This is a genomic window from Nocardia sp. NPDC003999, assembly GCF_053604885.1.
Genome location: NZ_JBSGIB010000006.1, coordinates 70,325 through 93,962, shown reverse-complemented (window position 1 = coordinate 93,962; position 23,638 = coordinate 70,325). Strand labels below are relative to the sequence as shown.

23 protein-coding genes and 1 pseudogene are annotated in these 23,638 nt (G+C 66.4%); 7 read left to right on the top strand and 17 right to left on the bottom strand.

The features are described 5' to 3' along the window. The first annotated feature begins 100 nt into the window (after nt 1-100). Nucleotides 101-304 carry a hypothetical protein gene (locus ACWESM_RS15290; RefSeq protein WP_364430788.1) on the top strand — a complete coding sequence of 68 codons (204 nt, stop codon included), beginning with the start codon at nt 101-103 and terminating at the stop codon, nt 302-304. A gap of 597 nt (nt 305-901) precedes the next feature. Here the strand turns inward: ACWESM_RS15290 and ACWESM_RS15285 are convergent. The 5 genes and pseudogenes from ACWESM_RS15285 to rpsN form a co-directional block, all read right to left on the bottom strand. Next, on the bottom strand, nt 902-1,315 hold the full coding sequence (locus ACWESM_RS15285; protein WP_452492242.1) for a HEAT repeat domain-containing protein: 414 nt from the start codon (nt 1,313-1,315) through the stop codon (nt 902-904). Next, nucleotides 1,315-2,628, bottom strand: coding sequence for a WXG100-like domain-containing protein (locus tag ACWESM_RS15280; protein ID WP_452492240.1), 1,314 nt, complete (start codon nt 2,626-2,628; stop codon nt 1,315-1,317). The genes ACWESM_RS15285 and ACWESM_RS15280 overlap by 1 nt, the downstream gene beginning before the upstream one ends. Continuing rightward, a complete protein-coding gene (locus tag ACWESM_RS15275) occupies nt 2,625-2,924 on the bottom strand; it encodes a WXG100 family type VII secretion target (RefSeq protein WP_364430772.1) in 300 nt (99 codons plus the stop codon). The genes ACWESM_RS15280 and ACWESM_RS15275 overlap by 4 nt, the downstream gene beginning before the upstream one ends. Before the next feature lie 10 nt (nt 2,925-2,934). Further along, a complete protein-coding gene (locus ACWESM_RS15270; protein WP_452492238.1) occupies nt 2,935-3,249 on the bottom strand; it encodes a WXG100 family type VII secretion target in 315 nt (104 codons plus the stop codon). Nucleotides 3,250-3,467: 218 nt separating this feature from the next. Further along, a pseudogene (gene rpsN, locus ACWESM_RS15265) lies at nt 3,468-3,570 on the bottom strand (type Z 30S ribosomal protein S14); the annotation flags it as partial. Nucleotides 3,571-3,686: 116 nt separating this feature from the next. On the opposite strand from rpsN, the gene ACWESM_RS15260 reads away from it, so the two are divergent. Continuing rightward, nucleotides 3,687-4,505, top strand: a complete 819-nt coding sequence (locus tag ACWESM_RS15260; protein ID WP_364430768.1) for an alpha/beta fold hydrolase — start codon at nt 3,687-3,689, stop codon at nt 4,503-4,505. Between the two features lie 97 nt (nt 4,506-4,602). Here ACWESM_RS15260 and ACWESM_RS15255 read toward each other — a convergent pair whose 3' ends face one another. Beyond that, a complete protein-coding gene (locus ACWESM_RS15255) occupies nt 4,603-4,728 on the bottom strand; it encodes a hypothetical protein (RefSeq protein ID WP_452492236.1) in 126 nt (41 codons plus the stop codon). 92 nt (nt 4,729-4,820) lie between these two features. Beyond that, nucleotides 4,821-5,759 (bottom strand): AraC family transcriptional regulator, encoded by a 939-nt coding sequence (locus ACWESM_RS15250; RefSeq protein ID WP_364430762.1) that lies wholly within the window; start codon nt 5,757-5,759, stop codon nt 4,821-4,823. Nucleotides 5,760-5,891: 132 nt separating this feature from the next. On the opposite strand from ACWESM_RS15250, the gene ACWESM_RS15245 reads away from it, so the two are divergent. Further along, the gene (locus ACWESM_RS15245; protein WP_452492234.1) at nt 5,892-6,584 is read left to right on the top strand and encodes an NAD(P)H oxidoreductase; all 693 of its coding nucleotides are present in this window, start codon (nt 5,892-5,894) and stop codon (nt 6,582-6,584) included. A 269-nt stretch (nt 6,585-6,853) separates the two neighbouring features. Here the strand turns inward: ACWESM_RS15245 and ACWESM_RS15240 are convergent, their stop codons facing one another. From ACWESM_RS15240 to rplN, 5 genes are all read right to left on the bottom strand, one after another. Continuing rightward, nucleotides 6,854-7,399, bottom strand: coding sequence for a Uma2 family endonuclease (locus ACWESM_RS15240; protein ID WP_397277051.1), 546 nt, complete (start codon nt 7,397-7,399; stop codon nt 6,854-6,856). Between the two features lie 159 nt (nt 7,400-7,558). Beyond that, nucleotides 7,559-7,744 (bottom strand): type Z 30S ribosomal protein S14, encoded by a 186-nt coding sequence (locus ACWESM_RS15235; RefSeq protein ID WP_014981705.1) that lies wholly within the window; start codon nt 7,742-7,744, stop codon nt 7,559-7,561. A 4-nt stretch (nt 7,745-7,748) separates the two neighbouring features. Then, a complete protein-coding gene (rplE, locus tag ACWESM_RS15230) occupies nt 7,749-8,312 on the bottom strand; it encodes a 50S ribosomal protein L5 (protein WP_355076098.1) in 564 nt (187 codons plus the stop codon). A 1-nt stretch (nt 8,313) separates the two neighbouring features. After that, the gene (gene rplX / locus ACWESM_RS15225; RefSeq protein ID WP_039795507.1) at nt 8,314-8,631 is read right to left on the bottom strand and encodes a 50S ribosomal protein L24; all 318 of its coding nucleotides are present in this window, start codon (nt 8,629-8,631) and stop codon (nt 8,314-8,316) included. A 1-nt stretch (nt 8,632) separates the two neighbouring features. Beyond that, the gene (gene rplN / locus ACWESM_RS15220) at nt 8,633-9,001 is read right to left on the bottom strand and encodes a 50S ribosomal protein L14 (RefSeq protein WP_039795505.1); all 369 of its coding nucleotides are present in this window, start codon (nt 8,999-9,001) and stop codon (nt 8,633-8,635) included. A 347-nt stretch (nt 9,002-9,348) separates the two neighbouring features. Here rplN and ACWESM_RS15215 point away from each other — a divergent pair, with 347 nt between their 5' ends. Beyond that, a complete protein-coding gene (locus ACWESM_RS15215; RefSeq protein WP_364430750.1) occupies nt 9,349-11,397 on the top strand; it encodes a M13 family metallopeptidase in 2,049 nt (682 codons plus the stop codon). Between the two features lie 43 nt (nt 11,398-11,440). Here the strand turns inward: ACWESM_RS15215 and ACWESM_RS15210 are convergent, their stop codons facing one another. After that, the gene (locus tag ACWESM_RS15210; protein WP_364430747.1) at nt 11,441-12,103 is read right to left on the bottom strand and encodes a TetR/AcrR family transcriptional regulator; all 663 of its coding nucleotides are present in this window, start codon (nt 12,101-12,103) and stop codon (nt 11,441-11,443) included. A 69-nt stretch (nt 12,104-12,172) separates the two neighbouring features. Here ACWESM_RS15210 and ACWESM_RS15205 point away from each other — a divergent pair, with 69 nt between their 5' ends. Together ACWESM_RS15205 and ACWESM_RS15200 are read left to right on the top strand one after the other, a co-directional pair. Next, entirely contained in the window at nt 12,173-13,633 is a 1,461-nt protein-coding gene (locus tag ACWESM_RS15205) for an MFS transporter (protein WP_452492231.1), read from the top strand. Nucleotides 13,634-13,864: 231 nt separating this feature from the next. Continuing rightward, entirely contained in the window at nt 13,865-14,254 is a 390-nt protein-coding gene (locus ACWESM_RS15200) for a cupin domain-containing protein (RefSeq protein WP_397073900.1), read from the top strand. Between the two features lie 215 nt (nt 14,255-14,469). On the opposite strand, the gene ACWESM_RS15195 is transcribed toward ACWESM_RS15200, so the two are convergent. Both ACWESM_RS15195 and ACWESM_RS15190 read right to left on the bottom strand, forming a co-directional pair. Continuing rightward, nucleotides 14,470-15,600, bottom strand: a complete 1,131-nt coding sequence (locus ACWESM_RS15195) for an MAB_1171c family putative transporter (RefSeq protein WP_412807262.1) — start codon at nt 15,598-15,600, stop codon at nt 14,470-14,472. Between the two features lie 64 nt (nt 15,601-15,664). Then, nucleotides 15,665-17,455, bottom strand: coding sequence for an MFS transporter (locus tag ACWESM_RS15190; RefSeq protein ID WP_364430735.1), 1,791 nt, complete (start codon nt 17,453-17,455; stop codon nt 15,665-15,667). Between the two features lie 149 nt (nt 17,456-17,604). On the opposite strand from ACWESM_RS15190, the gene ACWESM_RS15185 reads away from it, so the two are divergent. Next, nucleotides 17,605-18,585, top strand: a complete 981-nt coding sequence (locus tag ACWESM_RS15185; protein ID WP_355076083.1) for an ABC transporter substrate-binding protein — start codon at nt 17,605-17,607, stop codon at nt 18,583-18,585. 309 nt (nt 18,586-18,894) lie between these two features. Here the strand turns inward: ACWESM_RS15185 and ACWESM_RS15180 are convergent, their stop codons facing one another. Further along, on the bottom strand, nt 18,895-22,395 hold the full coding sequence (locus ACWESM_RS15180) for a non-ribosomal peptide synthetase (protein ID WP_452492228.1): 3,501 nt from the start codon (nt 22,393-22,395) through the stop codon (nt 18,895-18,897). 82 nt (nt 22,396-22,477) lie between these two features. Beyond that, nucleotides 22,478-23,554: an MAB_1171c family putative transporter gene (locus ACWESM_RS15175; RefSeq protein ID WP_397277039.1), complete on the bottom strand. Its 1,077-nt coding sequence runs from the start codon at nt 23,552-23,554 to the stop codon at nt 22,478-22,480. Nucleotides 23,555-23,638 lie beyond the last annotated feature (84 nt).

The following is a 23,638-nucleotide window of genomic DNA, read 5'->3' as shown; positions in this document are numbered from 1 at the left end:
GAACCGCCTCCCATATGGCTCGCGACAGCTTCGCGCACACCTCTGCCACAGTGTGCATACGCCTCTCGAGCGAATCACGGTCCACGCTGATACTGCCGACTTGGCCGTCATCGAGGACGCGGCAATGCGGACGGGCGTCAGCAGTGCGGATATCCTTCGCGACGCTATTCACCTGGCCGCGATGCGGGTCCGCCGATCGCGGCCGCTACGCCTGAATCGTTTCGCCAGCGGCGATCCCACACTCGCCGAACGCGTCGACGACATCCTCGCCGGTGACCTCGATTGCAACCCGGACCGCCGATGACACGCGGCGTCCGCGAGTGGCACACCACTGCGTCATCGGCCGAGTAAGCCTCTCGACGGTGTGCCACTCGCGGCCCCGTCGCACGGGGTGATTATGCCCGAGTCGAAGATTCGTCCGCGGCTTGTGGCGCGAGCGTCTTCACGGCTGCAAGTAGAGGCGCTCGCACGGCAAACGTGGCAGGCCGACGGTATCACCAGCCACAACGATGAGGTCGGCAGCAGCGCGCACCGCACGCCACTCCTTGATGTTTATTAAAGGTTAACAGATAACCTTTAATAAGACCGGCTCGCCTTTAAGGTTCGCCGCAAGATGGCAGTGCGGGACTCATCCGCGCAGGCACGCTCCGGCCGGGTCGCCGGCAGCCTCTCCAATCGCCACATCGCAGACGCTGCGCACGGGATAGGGCAAGCCTGGCGTCACCACGCGGGAAGCGGCACCAGGATCGAAGCCCCACCTTCTTATGCATGCAAGCAAAGATAATCCGCCCAAGGATCACCATAGTTCTAATACGGATCCCCGACTCCTGCAATCGCCCGTAACCGTCCCTGCTGTATATATCAAAATGCACAAAATAGCCAGGTCCGAGCCTGGACGAGGCTATTTATTCAAAAGCTCCCGCAGGTTACTCAGACCTATTTTAGCGTCAGGCGACAGTCTGGACCGATCGATAGCCAGAGCATTGCGAAGTACCGGAAACTCCCCAAAGTTTTCCAGCTCGCTCAGCATATAAGCGGTGTAGTCAATATCAGGATCGTTTCGGCGCCGACCCAGTTCAGTCAGAACGGCCAGCAATCCATCGTCCCCGCCGGTGCGGACGAGTTGCTCAGCCGCGTCGACTCGCATGGTGACGATCTCGTCATCTACCATCATCTCCTGCAATCGTTCTCGCGCACTGCTGGAGCGGATGTTTCGCCCGAGGTCAGCGATCGCTTCGATCCTCACAGCATTATCACTACTTCGGGAGCGCGCCAGGATCGACGACAGTTCAGTATCGGCTTCACCGGTGTTCACTATGGAATCTCCTCAGGTAGTGCAGCCCGGACGTTGTTTCGATCGGTGCGAGCGAAGATCTCACCGGTCTCGGGTTTCACATATTTTTGAATTTCTACGACATGGGGCGTTGGAATGGTTTGACCCGTCGCCTTGTTGTAATGCGAATCACCAGTCAAATCTACCCGCTTCGTCGCGACCCCGTCACTATCATAGTACGAATAGTTCGTTATATTACCTTGGGGATCCCTTTTGACCAGGTATCCATTCTGCGGTCCGCCCTGGGTGGGTAGATTTCCGCCAGTCCATGTCTGCGCGTTGTCGAGTTCGTTCTTGAGCGACTTGACCGGAGGCTTTTTTACGTCGTCACTCTTCCCGCGCAACCGATCGCGCAGGTCGGTGACGACTTTCCTGGCCTTGACTGCGGCGTCCTTCGCCTCCTGGCGGATCCCCGCGATCTGTAACGCCTTGCGGGCTCGCCAGGCGATGATGCCGTCTTTGATCTTCCCGGCCCATCTCCGCACCGTGTCCAGAGACTTGGCGGCGGTGACCGCGCCTGCGCCGAAGCTGATCAGCGACAGGCCGATGGTGATAGCGGCGTCGATGGCGAGCTCCTGGACGAGAGAATTCAAGAAGCCCTTGATCTCGTCGCGGAGTTCCGTCAGCGCATCCTTATAGGCGATGCAGGACTGGCTGATCTGGGTGCACGAGGTCAGTAGTTGGTCGATGGAACCGGCCAGGGATTTGAGGTCGTCTCGGATGTATCCCGCGTCGTCGGCGGTGACGCTGTCGAACAGGCTCGCCGCGATCGTGATCTTGTCGCGGGCGTTCGTGTTCTGGTAGATCGTGCCGAGGCGATCCCAGGCGTCGGCTGCCTTGGCGAGTTTTCCCGTGTCGCCGTCGGGAACCGGGATGCCGATGTGGCTGATGATATTGATGCCCTTGTCGACGATCCCTTGGCCAGGTCCACCAGCGGAAGCCGGGACCGAGAACGGGCCGAACACAGGCATTCCCGGGTCTGTCGGCCGGTCCGGCTGCGGTGCGCCCTTCATGGTTGCGTTGGCTTGCGCGTGCGTGAAGCCGATGTCGTTGAGGGCGCTGCCGTATGCGTACAGCGTGGAGTGGACGTCCTGGAAGAATCCCACCGCTTCGTAGGCGGAGGTGTTGTAGGAGCGTGCCCACTCCTGGCCGTTCTCGTCCACGCCCGCCATCGATCCGCATTCGGACAGCTCCGCGAGGATGTACAGAAAGCTGTCCCGCAGCGCGGATGCGGCGTCGAAGCAGTTGGTGGCCGCTTGGTAGTAAGCCTTCGGATCGACAGCCAGAGCCGTCATACCCCGAGGATCCTCAAGCCCTCGGCAACAGCTCCGGCATAGCCGTCGTGGGCGAGTTTCACGGCCTCCTCCAAAGCCGTGAGCCCTTCGGCGATGTCGGTGGCTCCCGCCAACCACTCGTCGTGCGCTTCCCGGTAGGCCACCATCGCCGCACCGGCCGACGCGGCGTCGACTTCCTTGACTTTCTGGTCGATCGCCGCCAGCTGATCGGCAAGCAACCCCGCGAAGCCTCGGATCCGGGCGGCCAAGTTCTCGAGTTTGTCGAGCTCGACCGAGAAGGCCTCTGCGTCGGACATGCGGTCCCCCTCAGGGCAGATCGAGCGAGCTGACGCCCGCCGCGAATGATTGATCGGCGCCGCGCACGGTGTCCGCGGTAATTCCCAGCTTCTTCGCCAGCTCGAACAGCGCATCCCACACCTGCACCGCCCCTTGATGGAACTCTTCCCACCCGGCCGTGAAAGCGCCTGCGTTGCTACCGGTCCAGCTCTCCAGCAAGTCGCGGACATCGGTCTCCAATGCCGAATACCCGTCCCGACACTGAGTGGCGACATCGAAGGCCAAGCGCCCCAAGGCTTTGACTGCATCGGTATCGACCGACAGCGATGGCTGCTCCCCGACCAACCCTCTGCCCCTCTGTCACCGAACAGTCCCACCGACAAAGTACTCCTGCCATAGCGACGGGAAAAGCGCTGCCCGACAATGCCGAACGCGAAAACGGCGCTCACCCGGCCTCGGAACACCGAACGACCGCTGCCCCAAACGCGAGCGAGGGCACGGACTCGTATGGAGTCCGTGCCCTCGCTCGCGATGCAGTTGGTGACGCTCAGCCGAGCGCGAGCTCACCAGGAGCTCTTGTGCACGCCCGGCAGCTCGTCGCGGCAGACGTGGCACAGGCCGAACTTGCGGTAGAACCGTATGGGGGCGGCGGCAGCGCTGGCAGCGACCACATCGAGAAATCGGCGCTGCTCGTCGTGAAGCAGGGCACTTACCCGAGAGGTAATCGACTTCATTATCAAGACCCGAGATGATGATGGGGCAACCAAGGATTGGAGAAAACGATGCCCTACTTCGAATCGCACGACGGCACCACCCTGCACTACCAGGACTGGGGTACCGGACAGCCGGTGCTCTTCCTGGCCGGTGGCTGGTTGAGCAGCACTTCGTGGGAGCTGCAAATGCTGCCGCTGTCCAAGCAGGGCCTGCGGTGCCTGTCGTACGACCGGCGTGGACACGGCAAGTCGGACTGGGTCGGGCACGGGTACGACTACGACACGCTGGCCGCGGATCTGGCCGCATTCCTGGACCATCTCGATCTGCGCGACGTCACCGTGGTCGCGCATTCGATGGCGGGCGGTGAGATCGTCCGGTATCTGACCCGGTACGGCAGCGATCGGATCAGCCGGGTCGCGCTGGTATCGGTGACGATGCCGTATTTCGCGCAGGCCGAGGACAATCCGAACGGCGTGCCGAAGGCGGTCTTCGATGCGGTGGGCGCGGCCCGCGCCGCGGATCGGCCGCTGTGGATGGAACAGAACGCGCAGGCATTCTTCGCGACGCATCTGGGCAACCAGGTGTCTTCGGCGCGGATCGCGTGGATGGTGCAGAAGTGCATGGACTGTTCACTTCTCGCCGCGGACGAGATCATGAATACGATCTACCACGCCGACTTCCGTGACGAGTTGCGCGCACTCACCGTGCCCACGCTGGTCATCCACGGTGACGCCGACGCCTCGGCTCCCATCGACCTCTGCGGTCGGGTGATCAAGGATCTGATTCCCGGCAACACCTACAAGGAATACCCGGCGACCGGACACGGCATCATGATCTCGCACGCCACGCAGCTCAACGCCGACATCCTCGATTTCATCAAGGCATGAGGCGGTGCGGTAGCGGCGGATACTTGTCCTACCCCCGCCGCTACCACGCGACCCCCGACCAGTGCTTTCGGTACCGGCAGGTTGGCCGAGCCAGCGACTACCGAACCAGGTCGGCGAAGCTGATGTGGCCGAGCGCCACGTGTTCCAGGCGGACGAATCCGTCGCGGTGCAGTCGGTGCAGGCGGTACGCGGCGGCGTGGGCGTCGAGGCGAAATTCCCGCACCTCTTCGATGTGCGTCGACGATATCGGAAGTCTTCACTCGGCTCTGCCGATCCAGAACGCGCTGGAGTCGGTCTCGAAGCGGCGGAACCGGTTCACGCTCCGAGACCGGTGGTGGCAGCGCGGAAATCAGTGGGGCGGATACCTCGAAGTCGCTTGAACGCCGCGCTGAAACCGAAAGCGTCCGCATAGCCGACGGCCTTCGCCACCTGCGCCACGGTGAGACTCCGGTCAGCCAGCAGTTCCTCCGCCTCATCCATCCGGCATTCGGTGAGGTACGCCAGGGGCGACTGGCCCATGACCTCGGAGAACCGCCGTGCGAACAGCGCCCGGGATACCCCCGCCTCGGCGGCCAGCGACGCGACTGTCCAACCGGCGGAGGGCTTTCCGTGCATGGCCTCCAACGCCGGCCCGACCACCGGATCGGCCGGCCCTCTGTACCACCCCGGCGCGTCGGCGTCCAGTTCTTCGAACCAGTCGCGCAGCGTGCAGACCAGCGCCCAGTCGAGCAGCCGGTCCATCATCGCCTGCGCTCCGGCCGGACGCCGGGCGGCATCGGCGGCGATCGACTCCATCCACGCGCACACCTCCACGTCGTCGGTCACCACCAGGACGGGCGGTAGAGCACGCAGCAGACGTTCGTGGCGGCGGCCGGAAGCCCGATAGGCGCCGACGATCAGAGCGGTCTCACCGGTGAGGTCGTTCTCCCACCGACCGCCATCGAGCGCGGGATCGCATTTCGCGTCCGGCGCGAAGCAGGCGACCTCGTATTCCTCGTGCGGCAGGCCGACAGTATCGGCGCGGTCGACGAGAACGAACGGTTGCGGGCCGCGCACGATCGCGGTGTCCCCCATTGTGATCCGACGTTCCAGACCGCCCGGCAGCAGCAGTGTTCCCGCACCGCGTAGCACGGTGACCATGGTCAACGGCGCCTCGTCGGCGAACCGGATGCTCCACGGTGCTTCCAAGACCGCGGTGGTGAGCACAGCTCCCTCGGCGCGTATACCGCCCAGCAGTTTGCTCAGAGGATCCACACAGTCGAGTGTAGACGAACTCCTATCAAATGTAGATTTTCACCCATAGATCGTCCACTGCTCAGGGTATGGAATGGAAACCGGACCGAACAACCGATCGTCCGAATCTCCGGACCAACAGTGGAGGCCACCTTGCCGCACAACCCGACCGTGGACACCGCGATCACCCGCACCGCGCTGGTCGTCGTCGCCCATCCCCGGCCCGATTCGCTGACCGCCCATATCGCCGAACTGGCCATCCGGCGGCTCACCACGGACGGCTACCGGATCGACCTGCTGGACCTGCACGCCGAGAACTTCGATCCCCGGATGACCGCCGCCGACCTTCCGGAATGGGGCAACCGGGAGAAGGCCTACTCCCCCGAGGTCGAGAGCCATATGGGGCGCATCCTCGGCGCCGACGTGATCGTCGCAGTGTTCCCGGTGTACTGGATGCAGGTCCCGGCGATTCTGAAGGGCTGGATCGATCGGGTGTGGAACTACGGATTCGCCTACGGACGCAGCAAATCCCGGCTCGCGGGCAAGCGGATACTGTGGCTGGGACTGGCGGGCGTGGCAGACGACGACGCGCTCGTCGGACCCATGCGGGATGCGCTCAGCGCGCAACTCGACGACGGCATCGCCTACTACTGCGGACTCGCGCGGTCATCGGTGGGATTGTTGCCCGGCGCGGAAGAGAAGCGGCAGCGCCTGGATGCCGCGGGCAACCTGCTACTCGACGAAGCCCTCACCGGCGCGGCGCGCGAAGCGCACTACGCGGAGTTGGAGAACCGGGCGCTGGGCTTCGTCGACGAATTCCTCGCCGCCGACCGGGTTTCGGCCTGATCCGGAGCCCGTCCGTAAACGCGGAGGCCGACATCCGCCCTCGCTGCTTCGAATGGCGGGCTTATCGACCCAACGGATGATCGCCGTCGGTAATCGCGCGGACCGAGGGAGCCTTTTCCGGCGTCCCGGCGGCGGTCCCTGGAGGGAAGATGCACGCCTGGCTTCCACGAACGCCCTGTCGCCGGTGGATCCACGGGATTGTCCGCGTGTTGCCACCCGGACGGTCCTGATAGGGCTCGAGGGACTAGGGCATCGAAATGAGCCGGCGACTACCGAACCAGGTCGGCGAAGCTGATGTCGCCGAGCACGACGTGTTCCAGGCGGACGAATCCGTCACGGTGCAGACGGTGCAGACGGTACTCGGCGGCGTGGGCGTCGAGGCGGAATTCCCGCACCTCTTCGATGTCGAACTTGGTGTCGAGGACAACGACCAAGTAGAGCGGAATGCCCGCGCGCGCGTACTGAACCTTCTTGTCCAATAGGTCTTCAGCCGCGGTGGATGGTGAAGACACCTCGACGATGATCAGTGCGTCAGCGGCTTCCGGCTTCGCTCCGCGCTCGGGCAAGCAGCGGTACACCGTCACATCCGGTCGGCGGAACGTGAACTTCGGTATCCGCCAGAGGACGACATCGATATCCATCTCGACGCGGATGCACGGTGCGGCGCTCGGTAATTCCTCCATCGAGCCTGCCAAACGGCGTGCCACGCGATTGTGCTCAGGAACCGGGGACTCGCAGACGATCACGTGTCCGTGCACAACCTCGATCTCACGCGCGACGCCTTCCGGCAGTTGACGGTACTGCTCCTCGGTCATCTCGTGCGGCAAGTGGTCTCCGGTGACTGGATCGTCATGCCCGAAGCCTACCTAGTCAACCGTGGCGAAATCATGATCAAGGATGCGAGCGAGGGCACGGACTCGCATGGAGTCCGTGCCCTCGCTCAGTGTTCAGTTGGTGACGCGCAGAGCGTCAGCTCACCAGGAGCTCTTGTGCACGCCCGGCAGCTCGCCGCGGTGCGCCATCTCGCGCAGGCACACGCGGCAGAGGCCGAACTTGCGGTAGACCGCGTGGGGGCGGCCGCAGCGCTGGCAGCGGGTGTAGGCGCGGACAGCGAACTTCGGCTTGGCGTTGGCCTTGTTGACCAGTGCTTTCTTAGCCATGTGCTCAGTTCTCCTTGAACGGGAAGCCGAGGTGCTTGAGCAGGGCACGGCCTTCTTCGTTGTTGGTCGCGGTGGTCACCACGGTGATGTCCATACCACGCGGACGGTCGATCCGGTCCACGTCGATCTCGTGGAACATCGACTGCTCGCTCAGGCCGAACGTGTAGTTGCCGTTGCCGTCGAACTGCTTCGGCGACAGGCCGCGGAAGTCGCGGATACGCGGCAGCGCGATGGAGACCAGGCGGTCGAGGAACTCCCACATGCGGTCGCCGCGCAGGGTGACCTTCGCGCCGATCGGCATGCCCTCACGCAGCTTGAACTGCGCGATGGACTTGGTCGCCTTGCGGATCTGCGGCTTCTGACCGGTGATCAGGGCCAGGTCCTCGACGGCGCCGTTGATCAGCTTCGCGTCGCGGGCGGCGTCGCCGACACCCATGTTGACGACGACCTTCACCACGCCCGGGATCTGCATCACGTTGGCGTAGGAGAATTCCTTGTTCAGCGCGTCCTTGATCTCTTCGCGGTAGCGCTGCTTCAGCCGGGGCTGCACTTTTTCGGTCGTGGTCATGTCAGATGTCCTTCCCGTTCTTACGGGAGATCCGGACCCGCTTGCCGCTCTCCTCGTCGGTCCGGTAGCCGACGCGGGCCGGCTTGCCGTCGGAGTCGACGACCATCACGTTGGAGACGTGGATGGGGGCTTCCTGGGTCACGATGCCGCCCGAGGAGGCGCCGCGCTGGTTGGCGGAGTTCGCGACGTGCTTCTTGATGCGGTTCACGCCCTCGACGAGAACCCGGTTCTCCTTCGGGTAGGCCTGGATGACCTTGCCCTTGGCACCCTTGTCCTTGCCCGAGATGACGAGCACGGTGTCGCCCTTGTGCACCTTCATGTCAGAGCACCTCCGGGGCCAGCGAGACGATCTTCATGAACTTCTTGTCGCGCAGCTCGCGGCCCACCGGGCCGAAGATGCGGGTGCCGCGCGGGTCGTTGTCCGCCTTGATGAGCACGGCCGCGTTCTCGTCGAACTTGATGTAGGAACCGTCCGGACGACGGCGCTCCTTGGTGGTGCGCACGACGACGGCCTTGACGACGTCACCCCGCTTCACGTTGCCGCCGGGGATGGCGTCCTTCACGGTAGCGACGATGATGTCGCCGATACCGGCATAGCGACGCGACGAACCGCCGAGAACGCGGATGCAAAGGATCTCCTTCGCGCCCGTGTTGTCGGCGACGCGCAGTCGCGACTCCTGCTGAATCACTTCAGCGTCCTCCTTGACCTGGACGTATGTGCACGCCGGATTGCCGACCCGACGGGCATGGTCGGTCGCCCTCCGGACGCGCGCCTGCCAGCGGTTTTCTCGGTTCGAGCCAGAAACGCGGAACCAACCACTGGGGGTTCACTGCCGGATTGCGGGCACAGCTCCCGCAGGCAACCGGTCTAGTGTATGGGAATCCGCAGGTCGTTCCCAAATCGGGGGTGGTCGCCGGCCCGCACGACGACGCTCGTCCCCAATCCGGGCCGGACCGGCGCCGCGCCGGTAGCCTCGTGTCCTGCAAGGCTGCCTTCGTACACCAGCGGCACCGCCGCGTCGGGGAGAGGATTCTCGTGACATCTACCGGTCGGCCAGCGAAGCTGGATCGTCGTGCCTTCCTGATCGCCCTCGGAGCCGTCCCGGCCGCCGCCGCGCTGGTCGCCTGTTCGGACGACACCGAACCCGCGAGCAGGACGCTGACCGGCGTCGATCTCAGCGGAGCGGACGAGACGATACGGCCGCAGGACGACCTGTACCGGCACGTCAACGGGAAATGGCTGCGGGAGTACCAGCTGCCGCCGGACAAGGTCAGCTACGGCTCGGGCAGCGAGGCGGGCGAGCGCACCGAGCAGCAGTTGCGCGAGATCATCGACGGTATCCACGACCCGAAGCCCGGCTCGGAAGAACAGCAGATCAGGGATCTCTACGACGCCAGGGTGGACTGGGACGAGATCGAACGGCTCGGCATGACGCCGCTGGCGCCGCTGTTCGCCAAGATCGATGGCGCCGCCACCAAGCCGGAGCTGGCCAAGGTGATGGCCGAGTTGCCGATCGGCGGGCTGATCGGGCTCGGCATCGGCGTCGACCGGAAGAATTCCAACGCCTACATCCCCTCGGTCGGCCAGTCCGGACTCGGGCTCGGGGAGCAGTACTACCGGAAGCCCGAATACGCCGAGGTGCTCGGGCAGTACCGCACCTTCCTCGAGCGCGTCGCCGCGGGCGCGGGTTGGGCCGACCCGGCCGGTGTCGCTCAGCGCGTGTTCGATCTGGAGAAGCGCATCGCCCCCGCGCACTGGGACAACGTACGCAACCGCGACACCGACGCGACCTACAACGTCTACAGCTGGACCGATATGACCGCGCTCGCCCCGGGCTTCGACTGGGATCCGTGGCTGGCGGGCAACACCGACCGCCCACGCGAGTTGTTCGCGACGATCGTGGTCAACCAGCCGTCCTTCATCACGGCAGCGGGTCAGCTGTGGACCGAGGTGGACATCGCCACGTGGCGGGACTACTTGAAGTTGGCCGTGTTGCGGGAGTTCGCGCCCTATCTGCCGAAGGCCGTCAACGACGCGAATTTCGACTTCAAGGGCCGGATTCTCAACGGACAGGACGAGCGCCCGGAACGCTGGAAGTACGGCGTGAGCATCGTCGACGACAAGCTCGGCGAGCAGCTCGGGAAACTCTATGTGGCCAAGCATTTTCCGCCGGAAGCCAAGGATCGCGCCAAGGAGATGCTCGCCGACGTGATCGCGGCCTACCGGGAGAACTTCACGAATTCGACGTGGATGTCACCTGCCACCAGGGCGGCATCGCTGGCGAAGCTGGACAAAATCGATCCCAAGATCGGTTATCCGGACAAGTGGGTCGACTACTCGAAGCTGAAGATCACCAAGGGCAAGCTGATCGAGTCGTTGCTCGCCATCAACGAGTTCGAGGTCAAGCGGACGTTCGCGCGCCTGGGCACGCCCGTCGACAAGACCGAATGGGGGATGTCGCCGCAAACGGTGAACGCCTACTACTCCGCGACGTCCAACCAGATCGTCTTCCCGGCCGCTTACCTTCAGCCGCCCTTCTTCGACAAGGACGCTCTGCCCGCGGTCAATTTCGGTGCGGTCGGGTCCACCATCGGGCACGAGATCGGCCACGGCTTCGACGACCAGGGCTCCAAGTACGACGGCGACGGCAACCGCCGCGACTGGTGGACGCCAGAGGATCGCGCCGCGTTCGACGCCAAGGCCAAACAACTGGTCGACCAATACAACGCGCTCGTCCCTGAGGGGCTGGAGCCGAGCCAGCACGTCAACGGCGAACTCACCTTGGGCGAGAACCTCGCCGATCTGCGCGGACTGCAGATCACGCTGGCCGCCTTCCGCATCGCCGAAAAGCGCCGCGGTATCGACAATCCCGACTACCGCACCATGTTCCTGTCCTGGGCCCGCAGCTGGCGTGAGAAGCAGACGAAGGAACTCACCGTCCGCTATCTCAGCATCGACACCCATTCCCCCAACGAATTCCGCTGCAATCAGGTCGTGCGCAATCTCGACGAGTTCTACAGGGCTTTCGAGCTGAAAGAAGGCGACAAGTTGTACATGCCGCCCGATCAGCGGGTGACATTCTGAGCGAAGCGCGGTTCGAGCCTGCCCGTCGCGGCGGGCTCGATCGCTATGCGGACCGGAGCAGACCGTCGATGAGGGCGTCGAGGCCCAGGTCGTAGGTGTCCTGAGCGGCCAGGGACAGGTAGTCGGAACCGAGGGCGGCCAAGCGGGGGAAGCTGTCGGCGTCGAGGTCGGCGAAGACTTGTGCGCGGAAGGTGGGACGGTCCTCCGCGGCCCGGCGGGCGGATCGGGCGCGCACGATGAGGTCGCCCGCCGTGTAATGCCAGATGACGCGGTACGCCTGGGCGGCGCGGTCCAGCGGTAGACCTCCCGCGACGAATCCGTCCACGATGGATTCGCTGACCCAGAGCGCCGAAACTCCCAAAAGATCGTCGGCGGTGAGGATTTCGACGATCCACGGCCGTGCGGCGAGCACGTCGTGCATGGCGCGCGCCGCGACGCGGACGCGCTCGCGCGGCTCCTCCGGCAGGTCCGGCCACGCCACCTGGTCGGCGTACTCGTTGAGCAGTAGGCGCAGCAGGTCTTCCTTGTCCCGGACGTGGTGGTAGAGCGCCATCGGCGTGCAGCCGAGTTCGGTGGCGAGGCGGCGCATGGTCAGCTTCGCCACGCCATCGGCCTCGATCACCGAATTGGCCGCCGCGAGGATCTCCGCTCGGGAGATACGCGCAGGTCGGCCGGTGCGTTGTGGCTGCGACGACGAACTCGGCATCTGTCCATCTTCGCCCATCCGCAGAACCGGGTGTGGACACGGGGCGACTCGCGCGGTTACTTTCTATACATGTATAAAAACTCTCGCGGGCGGCCCGGCGTCGCTCTGACGGCGGTGGCCGTCGCGCAGTTCATGGTCGCGTTGGACATGGCGGTGGTGAACGTGGCGCTGCCGGCCATCCGCGCCGATCTGGGCTTCGCGCCGGTCGATCTGGCCTGGGTGGTGCACGTCTACGCGCTGACTTTCGGCGGGTTCCTGCTGTTGGGTGGAAAGGCGTGCGACCTGTTCGGGCGGCGCAGGTTGTTCACCGGCGGGCTCGTGATGTTCGGCCTCGCCTCGCTGGTGGGCGGATTCGCGCAGCAGCCATGGCAACTCGTCGCCGCGCGGGCCGTCCAGGGACTCGCGGCGGCGGCCGTGGCGCCCGCCGCCTTGGCCACGTTGACCACGACATTTCCGGAAGGCCCCGCCCGGGTGCGAGCGCTCGGCGTGTGGAGCGCGGTGAACGCGGCGGGCGGCGCGATCGGCGTGCTGGTGGGCGGATTGCTGACCGAGTACGCCAACTGGCGCTGGGTGATGCTCGTCAACGTCCCGATCGTGGTGATCGCATCGGTCGCGGCGGTGGCCGGTGTGGCGGCCGATCGAGTGAGCGGGCGAGCGCGGGTCGATGTGCCGGGCGCCGTCCTGGCCACCGGCGGAATAGGTTTGCTGGTGGTCGGCGTGGTGCGGACCGAACACCACGGTTGGTTCTCCGCCGCCACAGCCCTCACACTCGGGGCCGGTGCGATGCTGCTCGCGGCTTTTCTCGCGGTCGAGGCGCGTACGTCGACACCATTGGTTCGGCTCGGACTCTTGGGCAACCGCTGGGTGGCCGGAGCGAATGTGTTCGTATTCTTGGCCGCGGCGGGCCAATTCAGCGCGTTCTATCTGCTGTCGCTGTACCAGCAGCAGGTCCTGGGCATGAGCGCGGGCGCGGCGGGTGCGGCTTTCGTGCCGTTCTCGCTCAGTGTCATTGTCGGCACGGTGGTCGCCACTCGCGTGGGTGGCCGCCGGTCCCCGAAAGCGGCACTCGTCATCGGCGGGGTGCTCACCACTGCGGGTATCGGCTGGTTCGCTTTCATCAGCGCCGACGGCAGTTTCCTCGCCGATGTTCTAGGACCCTCGCTGCTGGGCGGCTTCGGCCTCGGACTGTGCCTGGCTCCCGTGGCCGCCGCCGCGAACATGGGCGTCGCGCCCCACGAAGCGGGAATGGCTTCCGGGGCCTTCAACAGCGCGCGGCAGCTGGGTGGATGTGTCGGGGTGGCCGCACTCGCCACCGTCGCGGCGGCGCGCACCGGAGAAAGCGTCGCGCCCGCGGCGCTGAACGACGGTTACGCCCTCGCGCTGTGTTGCGCGGCGGGACTTTTCGCCGTTGCGAGCGTCGTCGCCGCGACTGTGCTGCCGAGGACGCACCGCACGATTTCCACCCACAGAGCAGACGTGGTTCGACCCAAAGCCGAACTATCCGAGGAATTTTCCGCCGCGCGACCATAAGACAGCGCAACCGCCCCGAGAGCCCGGACGGGTCGGATTGCGCCGAGTGCTCTGCACTGACCGCGCACCGAGCCGCTACCACCGGACCTCGCTGCTGCCGATCCGCATTGGTGCGGCATGGATCCGATGCCGGAATCCATGCCGCGCACGGCGATCCACTCCCCCACTTCGTTCCGGCACCGCCCTTGATCGGCCCGGAAAGTCTCATCCAATCCGACGAGAGGAAGCATCATGAATCAGGCCCCGATCGACTTGTTCGGCCGCGCAATCCATTTCGGCCATGACGGCCACGTAGCAGCCGGTGAACGCCGGATGAGCACCGGCGACGGCGACTGGCAGCTCGCGACGTTCCACGTCGAATCCGATGCCGACGTGCACGCCGACCACTGGGAAGTCCATCCCGGCAGCGACGAAGCGGTGTGCTGCCTGACCGGCGCGTTGCGTCTCTACCTGCGACCGGAGCACGCGGGCGACGACGAGACGATGGTGCGCCTCACCGCGGGCACCGCGTTCGTCGTCCCCCGCAACCGCTGGCACCGCATCGAACTCGACGAACCCTCCGACATCATGTCCGTCGGCCTGCGCAACGAGACCCGCCAGGAGCCCGTCACCGCACGGTGATCCGCACCATCGGTGCTCGCGCATGGATCGCGTGTGCGAGCACCGCGGGGTCTGATCACCGCCGGCCTTGCCCGCACCCGGCGGTCGGGCCGCGCGAGCGACCGATCCATGACGTACCGACCGGATACATACGGTAAGAGCCGAATCCGGGCGCCGAGTGGCCCGGGCGGAACGATCATGTCCGTCGATTCGCCGTGTCGCCGAGACACGTCCGGCTATCGGGACACCGCCGCGATTGTGGAAAACCGCGCCGTGTCCGACCGATATCCCACGGCCGCGACGGCTTCCGGCCATACACGCGCCAATTCGAGCAGGAACCGGAACTCCGCCGCGCGATCGCGAGCCTCCCCATGCGCCGCGCCCGCAGCCATCGAGCCGGGAGTCGGTGTGTCACCGTCGCGTTTGGCTCGCACGGCCAGCGCGACCTGGAGGGCAGAGCGACGCGCATCGTCGCGACCGGCGGGCGAGCCGGCCTCGGGCAAAGCGGGTACATACGGTCTCAGGTGTAGCAGCGCATCCCAGATCTCGACGGTCATCCGATAGAGCCGGGACGTGGCTTCCCTCGGCGCGGAACCGTCCTCCGCCAGAACCACTTCCGGCACCACCGCGGTGAGATCTCGCCACAGCGGCCGCAACCTACGGCAGTCACGGCCGGTCCGATCCAAGCCCGTTCGCGCCAGCAGCGCTGTGACCAGGGGGATCATGGTCAACAGGGTGACGGCGGAGAACGTGAGAACCGCCGCGACGGCCCACACCTTGCCCGGCTGGCTCGGAGGCGTACCGGTGAGCGCGCGACCTACCATGATCGTCATCGAGATCAGCCAATAGGTCGCGAACGCCAGCAGTACCGCGAACGTCAGCTTCTCTCTGATCGAAACGCCTCTGGCGCGCAGTTCGCGAACGCAGGCGCGGGCGAAGAGCAGCCCACAGAGACCTCCAGGGAGCGCGGACATCGTCCATACGATTTCGACATAGTCCAACTGCCAGGCCCACCGCAGGATCGGCGTGGCGACGATCAGCGAAACAACGGCAGCGACCGCCGTCGCATCGTATCGCCGCTGACGCAGGTGGACGGTTGCCGCATCGGCGCCGTCGACAAGCCTGGCCAGCCCGTAGAAACTGCCGAGCGCCAGGAGACCGCAGCCGAGATAGAGGCGCGGCCCGAACTCGGGACGGCCCACCGCGACGGTCACCTCGTACAGCAGCAGACCTAGCAGGTTCCAGCTGAACGTGCGGTTGATCAGCCGATCGGTAGCCGTCTCGTCGACGAGCACCCACCGCCCGGCGGTCATGAGCGCGACGAATACGACAACCGACAGCACCACTGGAGTCGGAACAGCGTTCATCGCGATCGACCGTATGCCGTCGCTCGGCGTGGGGCCAGCCCGGGCGCGAAACCGCCGCGGTGTTTCAGCGCACGGGCACCGCGGCGGACGTGTCCTCCGTGACCCGATCGGCTTCGGCGAGTTCGGCGGCCTCGTCGTAGACGTACTTCTCGCCGATGAACCACGACGCCACGGCCGCCAGCAGCATCATCACCGCCGCCGAGACGAACACCACGAGCAATCCGGAGTGGAACGGGCCGGTGAGCAGGTTCGGGAAGAACTCCTGGCCCGTGAGGGTTTCGGCGTTGACGCCTGGCTTGTCGAGTTCACCCGACGGTCCGAGCAGCTCCTGGATCGGGTTGTAGCCGAGGAACGCGGCGAACATGCTCGCCACCGGCGGCATGCCGGCGAGTTCGGCGGCGGCTCCAGCGGAGACGCCCTGTGCGCGCAGACCGGAGTCCAGCGCCGATGGCAGGCTCGCCGCCAGTCCGAGGACCATCAGGGAGAAGAAGATTCCCATGGACAGCGCGTTGCCGCCGTTGAAGAGGGTGCCGCGCATCCCGGAGGCCGCGCCGCGCTGGGCGGCGGGAACGCTGGACATGATGGCGGCGGTGTTCGGCGAGAAGAACAGCCCGCTGCCGATGCCGTTGAGCACGGTGATCGACGCGAACAGCCAGTAGTCGAAGTTCACCGGGATGACCAGCAGCAAGATGAAGGTCGCGCCGGTCAGCAACGCGCCTCCGGTGGTGAACAGCCGGGGCCCGTAGCGATCGGACAGCCAGCCCGATATCGGGCCTGCGGCGAGGAAGCCGATGGTCAACGGCAGCAGGTAGATGCCTGCCCACAGCGGGGTGGACTCGAAGTCGTACCCGTGCAGCGGAAGCCAGATGCCCTGTAGCCAGATGATGAGCATGAACTGCATGCCGCCACGTCCGATCGAGACCATCAGATTGGCGAAGTTGCCGAGACCGAAGGCGCGGTGGCGGAACAGGCCCAGGTGGAACATCGGATCGGGGACCCTCGTCTCCACTACGCAGAACGCGACCAGCAGGAGAAGGCCGCCGAGTACAGCGGCCAGCACCCACGGGCTCGTCCAGCCGGTCGCGTGGCCGCCGTAGGGCTGGATGCCGTAGGTGATGCCGGTGAGCAGCGCCGTGAGTCCGAGACCGAAGGTGATGGTGCCCGCCCAGTCCAGTTTGCCCGAGGTCCGGATGCCGACCTCGTGCAGCGAACGATAGGACCAGACCGCGCCGAGAACGGCGATCGGGACACTGACCCAGAACACCGCACGCCAATCCCATTCCGACAGCACGCCACCGATGAGCAGGCCGAAGAACGAACCGGCCACCGCGGCGACCATGTTGATGCCGAGCGCGGTGCCGCGCTGGCTCGCGGGGAAGGCATCGGTGAGGATCGCCGAGGAGTTGGCCGTCAGCATCGCGCCGCCGACACCCTGGACGACGCGCCAGACGATGATCCACAACGCGCCCGCGCCCCCGTGCCACGGATCGAAGGACAAGGCGACCGCCGACAGCGCGAAGATGGTGAAGCCCAGGTTGTACACCCGCACCCGGCCGAAGATGTCGCCGAGCCGCCCGAACATCACCACCAGCACGGCGGTGGCGAGCAGGTAACCCATCAGCATCCACAGCAGGTACCCGACATTGCCCGCCTCGAGTGGGTTGAGCCCGACGCCGCGGAAGATCGCGGGCAGCGAGATCAGCACGATCGAGGAATTGATCGCCGTGAGCAGGACACCCAGCGTGGTGTTGGTCAGAACGATCCACTTGTAGCGCGGATGGTCCCGGTCGTAGCGCAACCGGCGCCGGATGGTTCGGACATCACCCGGATCGACTTCGATGGATGGATTCGTCACGGACAGCCCCTCACCAGATAGTTACCACGGCAAACTATATAGTTAGCCGATGTAACCATCAAATGGAGCCGCATCCGCCGAGCACCGATACCACCCGGGAGCTACATAGGTTAGCCTTGGCTAGCTTGCTTGGAAGGAAGGTGCGGCAGATGAACTCTGTTCGGACGCGCGGCCGTTGGTCGCGGGCGGCGCTGACGGTGCTGACGGGAGTCCTCGCCCTCGGCCTGGCCGCGTGCGGATCGGCGGAGGACGACTCGGCGTCCGGCGGCGAACAGGTGACCATCCACCACGCCCGCGGCGAGACGACCGTCGAAGGCACCCCGAACAAGATCGTCGCCCTCGGCAACCAGTGGCTGGACACCACGCTCGCGCTCGGCGTGGTGCCCGTCGGATACCTCGACAATGTCGCGATCGCCTCCAAGAGCACCCCGCCGTGGGAGCCGGGGAGCCTCGCATCGGCGAAGGCGCTCACCAGCACTGGGAACCTCGCCGAACAGGTCGCCGCGCTGGAGCCGGACCTGATCCTGGTCGATCCGTTCATCGCCGACCAGAAGACCTACGACGAACTCTCTCGCGTCGCGCCCACGTTGCCCGCCCTGAGCAAAGCGGCGGTAGCGCCCTGGCAGGACCAGATCACCACCCTCGGCAAGGTGCTGCACAAGCCGGACGAGGCGAGCAAGGTGATCGCGAAGGTGGATGACAAGGTCGCCGCGATCGCCGCCGCGAACCCCGGATTGAAGGGCAAGACGTTCGCCAGTACCTGGCTGGCCGGTCCGGCACAGCTCATGGTGTTGACCGACCCCGACGACGGATCGTCGAAGGTCTTCACCCAATTGGGTCTCGGCATTCCGAAGAACCTCACCGACCTGCCCGCCAATCAGGGCAGGCTGGCCCTGTCCCCGGAGCGGGTCGACGAATTGACCGCCGATCTCTTGCTGGCCGGCTACGCCCCCGGCTTGGACGAGAAGTTCCGGCAGCTCCCCGGCTACGCCGACCTGCCCGCGGTCAAGAAGGGCTCGGTCGTGTTCCTCACCACCCAGGAGATCAGCGCCGTGAACACGCCGACGGCGCTCTCGGTGCCGTACATCCTCGACAAGCTGGAACCCGCCTTCGCCGCTGCGGCGAAATAGCCGCCGCGTCAGTCGACTCGGCCCGGCAAGCGGTGGTACGCGCTGCTTGCCCGCCGCCGCATGTCCACAGCGGGACCCGATCGGCTGTGTGGGAATGACCCACTCGACCGCGTCCACGGCGACAGACTGCGCCCGCGTGCTCGGAGCGGCGTCCGCGCTGGGGCGACGCGAGCCTGCGGCGACGCCCCTCATCAGGGTCGATCCGGAGAGGAGCGCGGACAGTCCACAGGTCCGCCTGCGGACCGAAGACCGCCGGGCGCGCTCACCGATCGGTGCGTCGTGGACAACCGCGCTGCCGGGCAACCGCTTTCACGTCTGCGCGAGGATCTCCTCGTCCGTCATCGCGGCGACCTCGAGGTAGAGCCGGGCCACCGCGGACAGCCTGCCGCCCGCGCCGTGCCGAATCTCGCGCTCCCGCAGGCACTCGGCCAGCCGGGCGACGGTGCGTGCGGCGAACAGGTCCGCGACCAGCGCGTGCTCGGCTTGCAACCACTCGCGCACGCGGGCGATGACAGTCGTGGCGAGCACGGAATCGCCGCCGCGGCCGAAGAAGTCGTCGTGCACGCCGATCGCATCGATGCCGAGGACGGTCGCGACGATGTCGGCGAGCGCGGCCTCCACGTCGTCGCGTGGGGCGGTCTCCCGGTCCTCCCCCACCCCTGGCTCGAGCAGGGCGACCACGGCGCGGCGGTCCAATTTCCCATTGGCGGTCAACGGCATCTGCTCGAGGAGCTCGATCCGAACGGGAATCATGTAACCGGGCAACAGGTCCGCGAGCGCCGTAGCGATGTCGCCGATCTCGTCCAGGTCACCCGCGACGGCGGCGACCAGCTTGGGTGCGCCCGCACCGACGACCGCCGCGACGGCGTGCCGGACGCCGGGCACCGTGCGCAACGCGGTCTCGACCTCGCCGAGTTCGACCCGGTATCCGCGGATCTGGACCTGGTGGTCGGCACGGCCGAGGAATTCGATCGTGCCGTCGGGCCAGTACCTGGCCATATCGCCGGTCTTGTACCAGCGGATGCCGTCGTGTTCGACGAAGCGTTCCGCGGTGCGCTCCGGGTCGTTGCGGTAGCCGGCGGCGACACCGACGCCGCCGACCCACAGTTCGCCCGGCACCCAGTCCGGGCAGTCGCGGCCCGCGGGAGAGACGACGCGGCATCGGACGTTGCGCAACGGAACGCCGAACGGCACGGTCGCCCAGTGCGCGGGCGGTTCACCCGTCACCTCGCAGATGGTGGTGTGGATGGAGGTCTCGGTCGCGCCGCCGAGTCCGGCGAATCGGCAACCCGGCGCCTGCGCCGACAGCCTGCGAGCGAGATCCGCGCCGACCCAGTCCCCGCCGAGGATGGCCGCGCGCAGCGAATCGCCCAGCTGATCACCGCCGATCTCCAGGATCATGTCCAGCATGCTCGGCACGCAGTTGAGAATCGAGACCCGATGTGTGCGCAGCAGTTCCACCCAGCTGGACGGGTCGGCGCGCTGTTCCGGATCGACGGTCACGACCGCGCCGCCCACCGCGAACAAGCCGAAGATGTCGTAGACCGAGAGGTCGAATTCCAGGGCGGACAGGCCCAGCGAGCGGTCGGCGCCGCCGACGCCGAACCACTCGTTCAACGCGTCGATGGTGTTCATCGCGCCACGGTGTGGGATCTCGACACCCTTGGGCACGCCGGTCGATCCGGAGGTGAACAGCACGTAGGCGATATCGCCGGTGTCCGGGTAGACGGGGGCCGCGAGCGGCTCCGGATAGGCACTGGCCGCGTCGATGGACAGGCACGTGATCGGTGCGCCCAGGTCCGCGCCCTCGACCGTCAGCGCCGCGTGGACACCGCCGGTGCGGAGGATCTCCGCCCGGCGGCCCGCAGGCTGATCGAATCCGATGGGCACGTAGGTCGCCCCGGCGGCGAGCACACCGAGCACGGCGGTGACCTGGTCCGGCCCCTTCGGCAGCGCGACGGCGACCGCGTCGCCCGGCTCCACGCCCTCGGCGCGCAAGGCCCCCGCCACCGCCAGCGCGCGAGCGGCCAACTCCCCGTAGCTCCAGGCGCCTCGGCCGTCGCCCAGGCCCCAGACCACGGCGGGCGCTTCGGGATTCGCCGCCGCGTTGTCGAAGAACCCCTGGTGCAGGGACCGCCCGCTGACCGGGCCGTCGGTGGCGTTGACCGCGGCGCGCACCGCGGCCTGGTCGACCGGCAGCCGCACGGCGGCCTCCGCGTTCCACCCTGCCGCCCCGTCACCGAGCCGCCCGATCGCCGCGCGGTACCAGGCGAACATGGCGTCGATCATGCCGTCGGGGAAGGCCGACGCGCGCACGTCCCAGTTCAACAGCAGCCCGCCGCGGACCTCGGTGACCTGCGCGTCGAGCAGTACCTGCGGGCCCTGCGAGATGATCCACACGGGCTCGCCGAAGGTCTCGGTGACCGTGTCGGCGAACAGCTCGCCCAAGTTCAGCGCGCTGGTGTAGACGACCGGGGCCAGCACGGGTTCACCGCGATGCCTACCCAGATCCCGCAGCACTTCGAGCCCGGAATACGCGGTATGCGCACCGCTTTCGTGCATGCCGCGCTGTAACGTGCGGGCGCGCTCGGTGACCGACATGCTGTCGGTGACGTCCACCTCCAGCATGATCGAGGACGTGAAGTCGCCGATCACCCGATCGATGTCGGGGTGCACCGGATCCCGGTGGAACAGCGGCACGTTCAGCAGGAATCGGCTCTGCGCTGACCAACCGCCGATGGTCTCGGCGAATACCGCGGCCAGCGCCATGGCCGGAGTGATGCCGCGCTCGTGTGCGGCGGCGAGCAACCGCTGCTTGGCTTCCGGCTCCAGCCAGTGGTCGTAACGAACGGTGCGATTCGGGTCGGTGCGCTCACTCACCGGCACGGTGGGAAGTTCCGGCGCGCCCGGCAGTTCCGGCAGCCGCTCCTGCCACCACTGCCGGTCACGCTCGCGAGTGGCGCCGTCCCCCTGGTGCTCGGTGCGGTGCCTGCGATAGGTGTAGCCGGGGACCGGCACGGCCCTCCCGTGGTACAGCTCGGCCAGATCGCCGATCAGGACCCGGTAGCTCATGGCGTCGCCCGCGAGCATGTCGACATCCAGGTGCAGTCGACTGCGGTCCGCGTCGCGCAAGGTGAGCGTGACATCGATGACCTGACCGTCTTCGATGGCCAGACGCTGGTGGGTCTTGCGGTCACGCAGCTCGGCGAGCGCGGCGTCGGCCGCCTCGGGCGACCGATCACGCAGGTCGACGACCTCCAACACCGGCCTACCAGGGGCGGTCATGGTCTGCTGGGTGCCATCCGGCAGGAACCTGGTGCGCAGCATGGGATGGGTGGCGACCAGATCGGCCACCGCGCGCTCCAGCCGCTCCGGATCGATACGGCCGCCGTCGAATTCGATGTACAAGTGCGCCGCGACGCCGCCGAGCTCTTGTTCGTCGGAGCGGCCGATCCAGTACGCGTGCTGCATGGTGGCCAAGGGGAAGGGCGCCGCCTCGTCGTCCGCGGTCGCCACCGGCACGACGGTCACCGGGCCTGCCGCCCGCCCGACCGCACTCGCGCCGAGCAGACCGTGCCAGGAAGCCACCGTAGGGCTGGCCGCCAGCTGAGCGAAGTTGATGTCGGCGCCGCGTTTGCGCCAGCCGCCCGCGAGCTTCATGGTGCGAATCGAGTCCAGCCCCAGTTGGATGAGGTCGTCGTGATCGGCGATCTCCGTGGCGGCGAGGCCCAGTTGGTCGGCCACCGCGGACCGGATCTCCTCCCGGCCGATGTCCACCGTTCCTTCTGCCCGACGCTGTGTCGACTCCATCGCGCTGCCACTCCTTGTCTGCCGCCGGAACCGGCGGTCTGGACTGCTGGGGCACAGCTTAGCCGACCCTAAATAGGTATGCCTAACCTACATCGGCGCGTGCTTTCGGCCATTCCCGCGCCAATTCGAGTAATTGCCGCAAGCCGTTGGCACGATCGTGACCACCGGTCGCCACGGCGGCGAACGGAGCGGTCGGTGTGACCGGACGCAGCCCGGCGGCTCGAGACCGGATGGCGTGGGCGATCTGACGGGCGTAATCGCCGACGCCGTGACCCGCGTCGGCGGCCTCCCGCCCCGGCGCGGGCGACGGCATATACGGCTTCAAATGCAAAAGCGCGTCTTGGATCTCCACCGTCATCCGATAGAGCCGGGACGCCGCGCCGCCGTCTCCGTCGTCGGACCGACTCAACACGACCTCTGGGACGGCGGCGGTCAGGTCACACCACAGCGGACGCAGACGGCGGCAGCGCCGACCGGTCTTGTCCAGCCCCGCGCGCGTCAGCACAGCGGTGAAAAGCGGTATCGCCGTGAGCGTCGCGATGATCAATACACAGAAGAAGGACGAGTTCGCCAGCACGTTCCCCGGATGGCTCGGCGGGACGCCGAAGAGCGCGCGGACCACGGTGACCACTGCCGCCGCGGCCCAATAGACCGCGAGGAACAGCAGCGCCGAATACGTCAGCTTCTCCTTCGTCATCCGCGCGGCGGTGCGCAGCTCTCGGAGACTGGCATGTGCGACCAGATATCCGCTGGCCACCATGGGCAGCTCCGACAACGTCCACACGATCTCGTCCAAACCGACGTGCAGCACGTTCCGGGCGAAGGGCGAAAAGATCAGTGTCAGAATCGAACTCACGGCGGCGACGGCGGCGTAGATCTTCTGCCGTCGCAGCATGACCTCGGGGTCCGCACCCGCCGCCAGTTGCGCGAGCACCAGGACGACGGCGGTGGTCATCAGTCCGCAGCACAGGAACAGTCGCTGCCCGAGTTGCGCGGCCCCTGCCGCCGCGGCGGCGACATAAAGCGCCAGACCGCACAGATTCCACGCCCACGCATGGTTGATCATGCGATCGGTGACACTGTCCGCGACCAGGAACCACCGGCCGACCGTGATCGCCGCGATAGTCAGAATGACCGGGAACATGATCCAAACAGACACCGAATCCATCGAGGTGCAACCCTAATCGTCGCTGCCCCCAGGTCCAATGGCAGTGCGCCGGTCGCGGTGCGACCGTGACCGGCT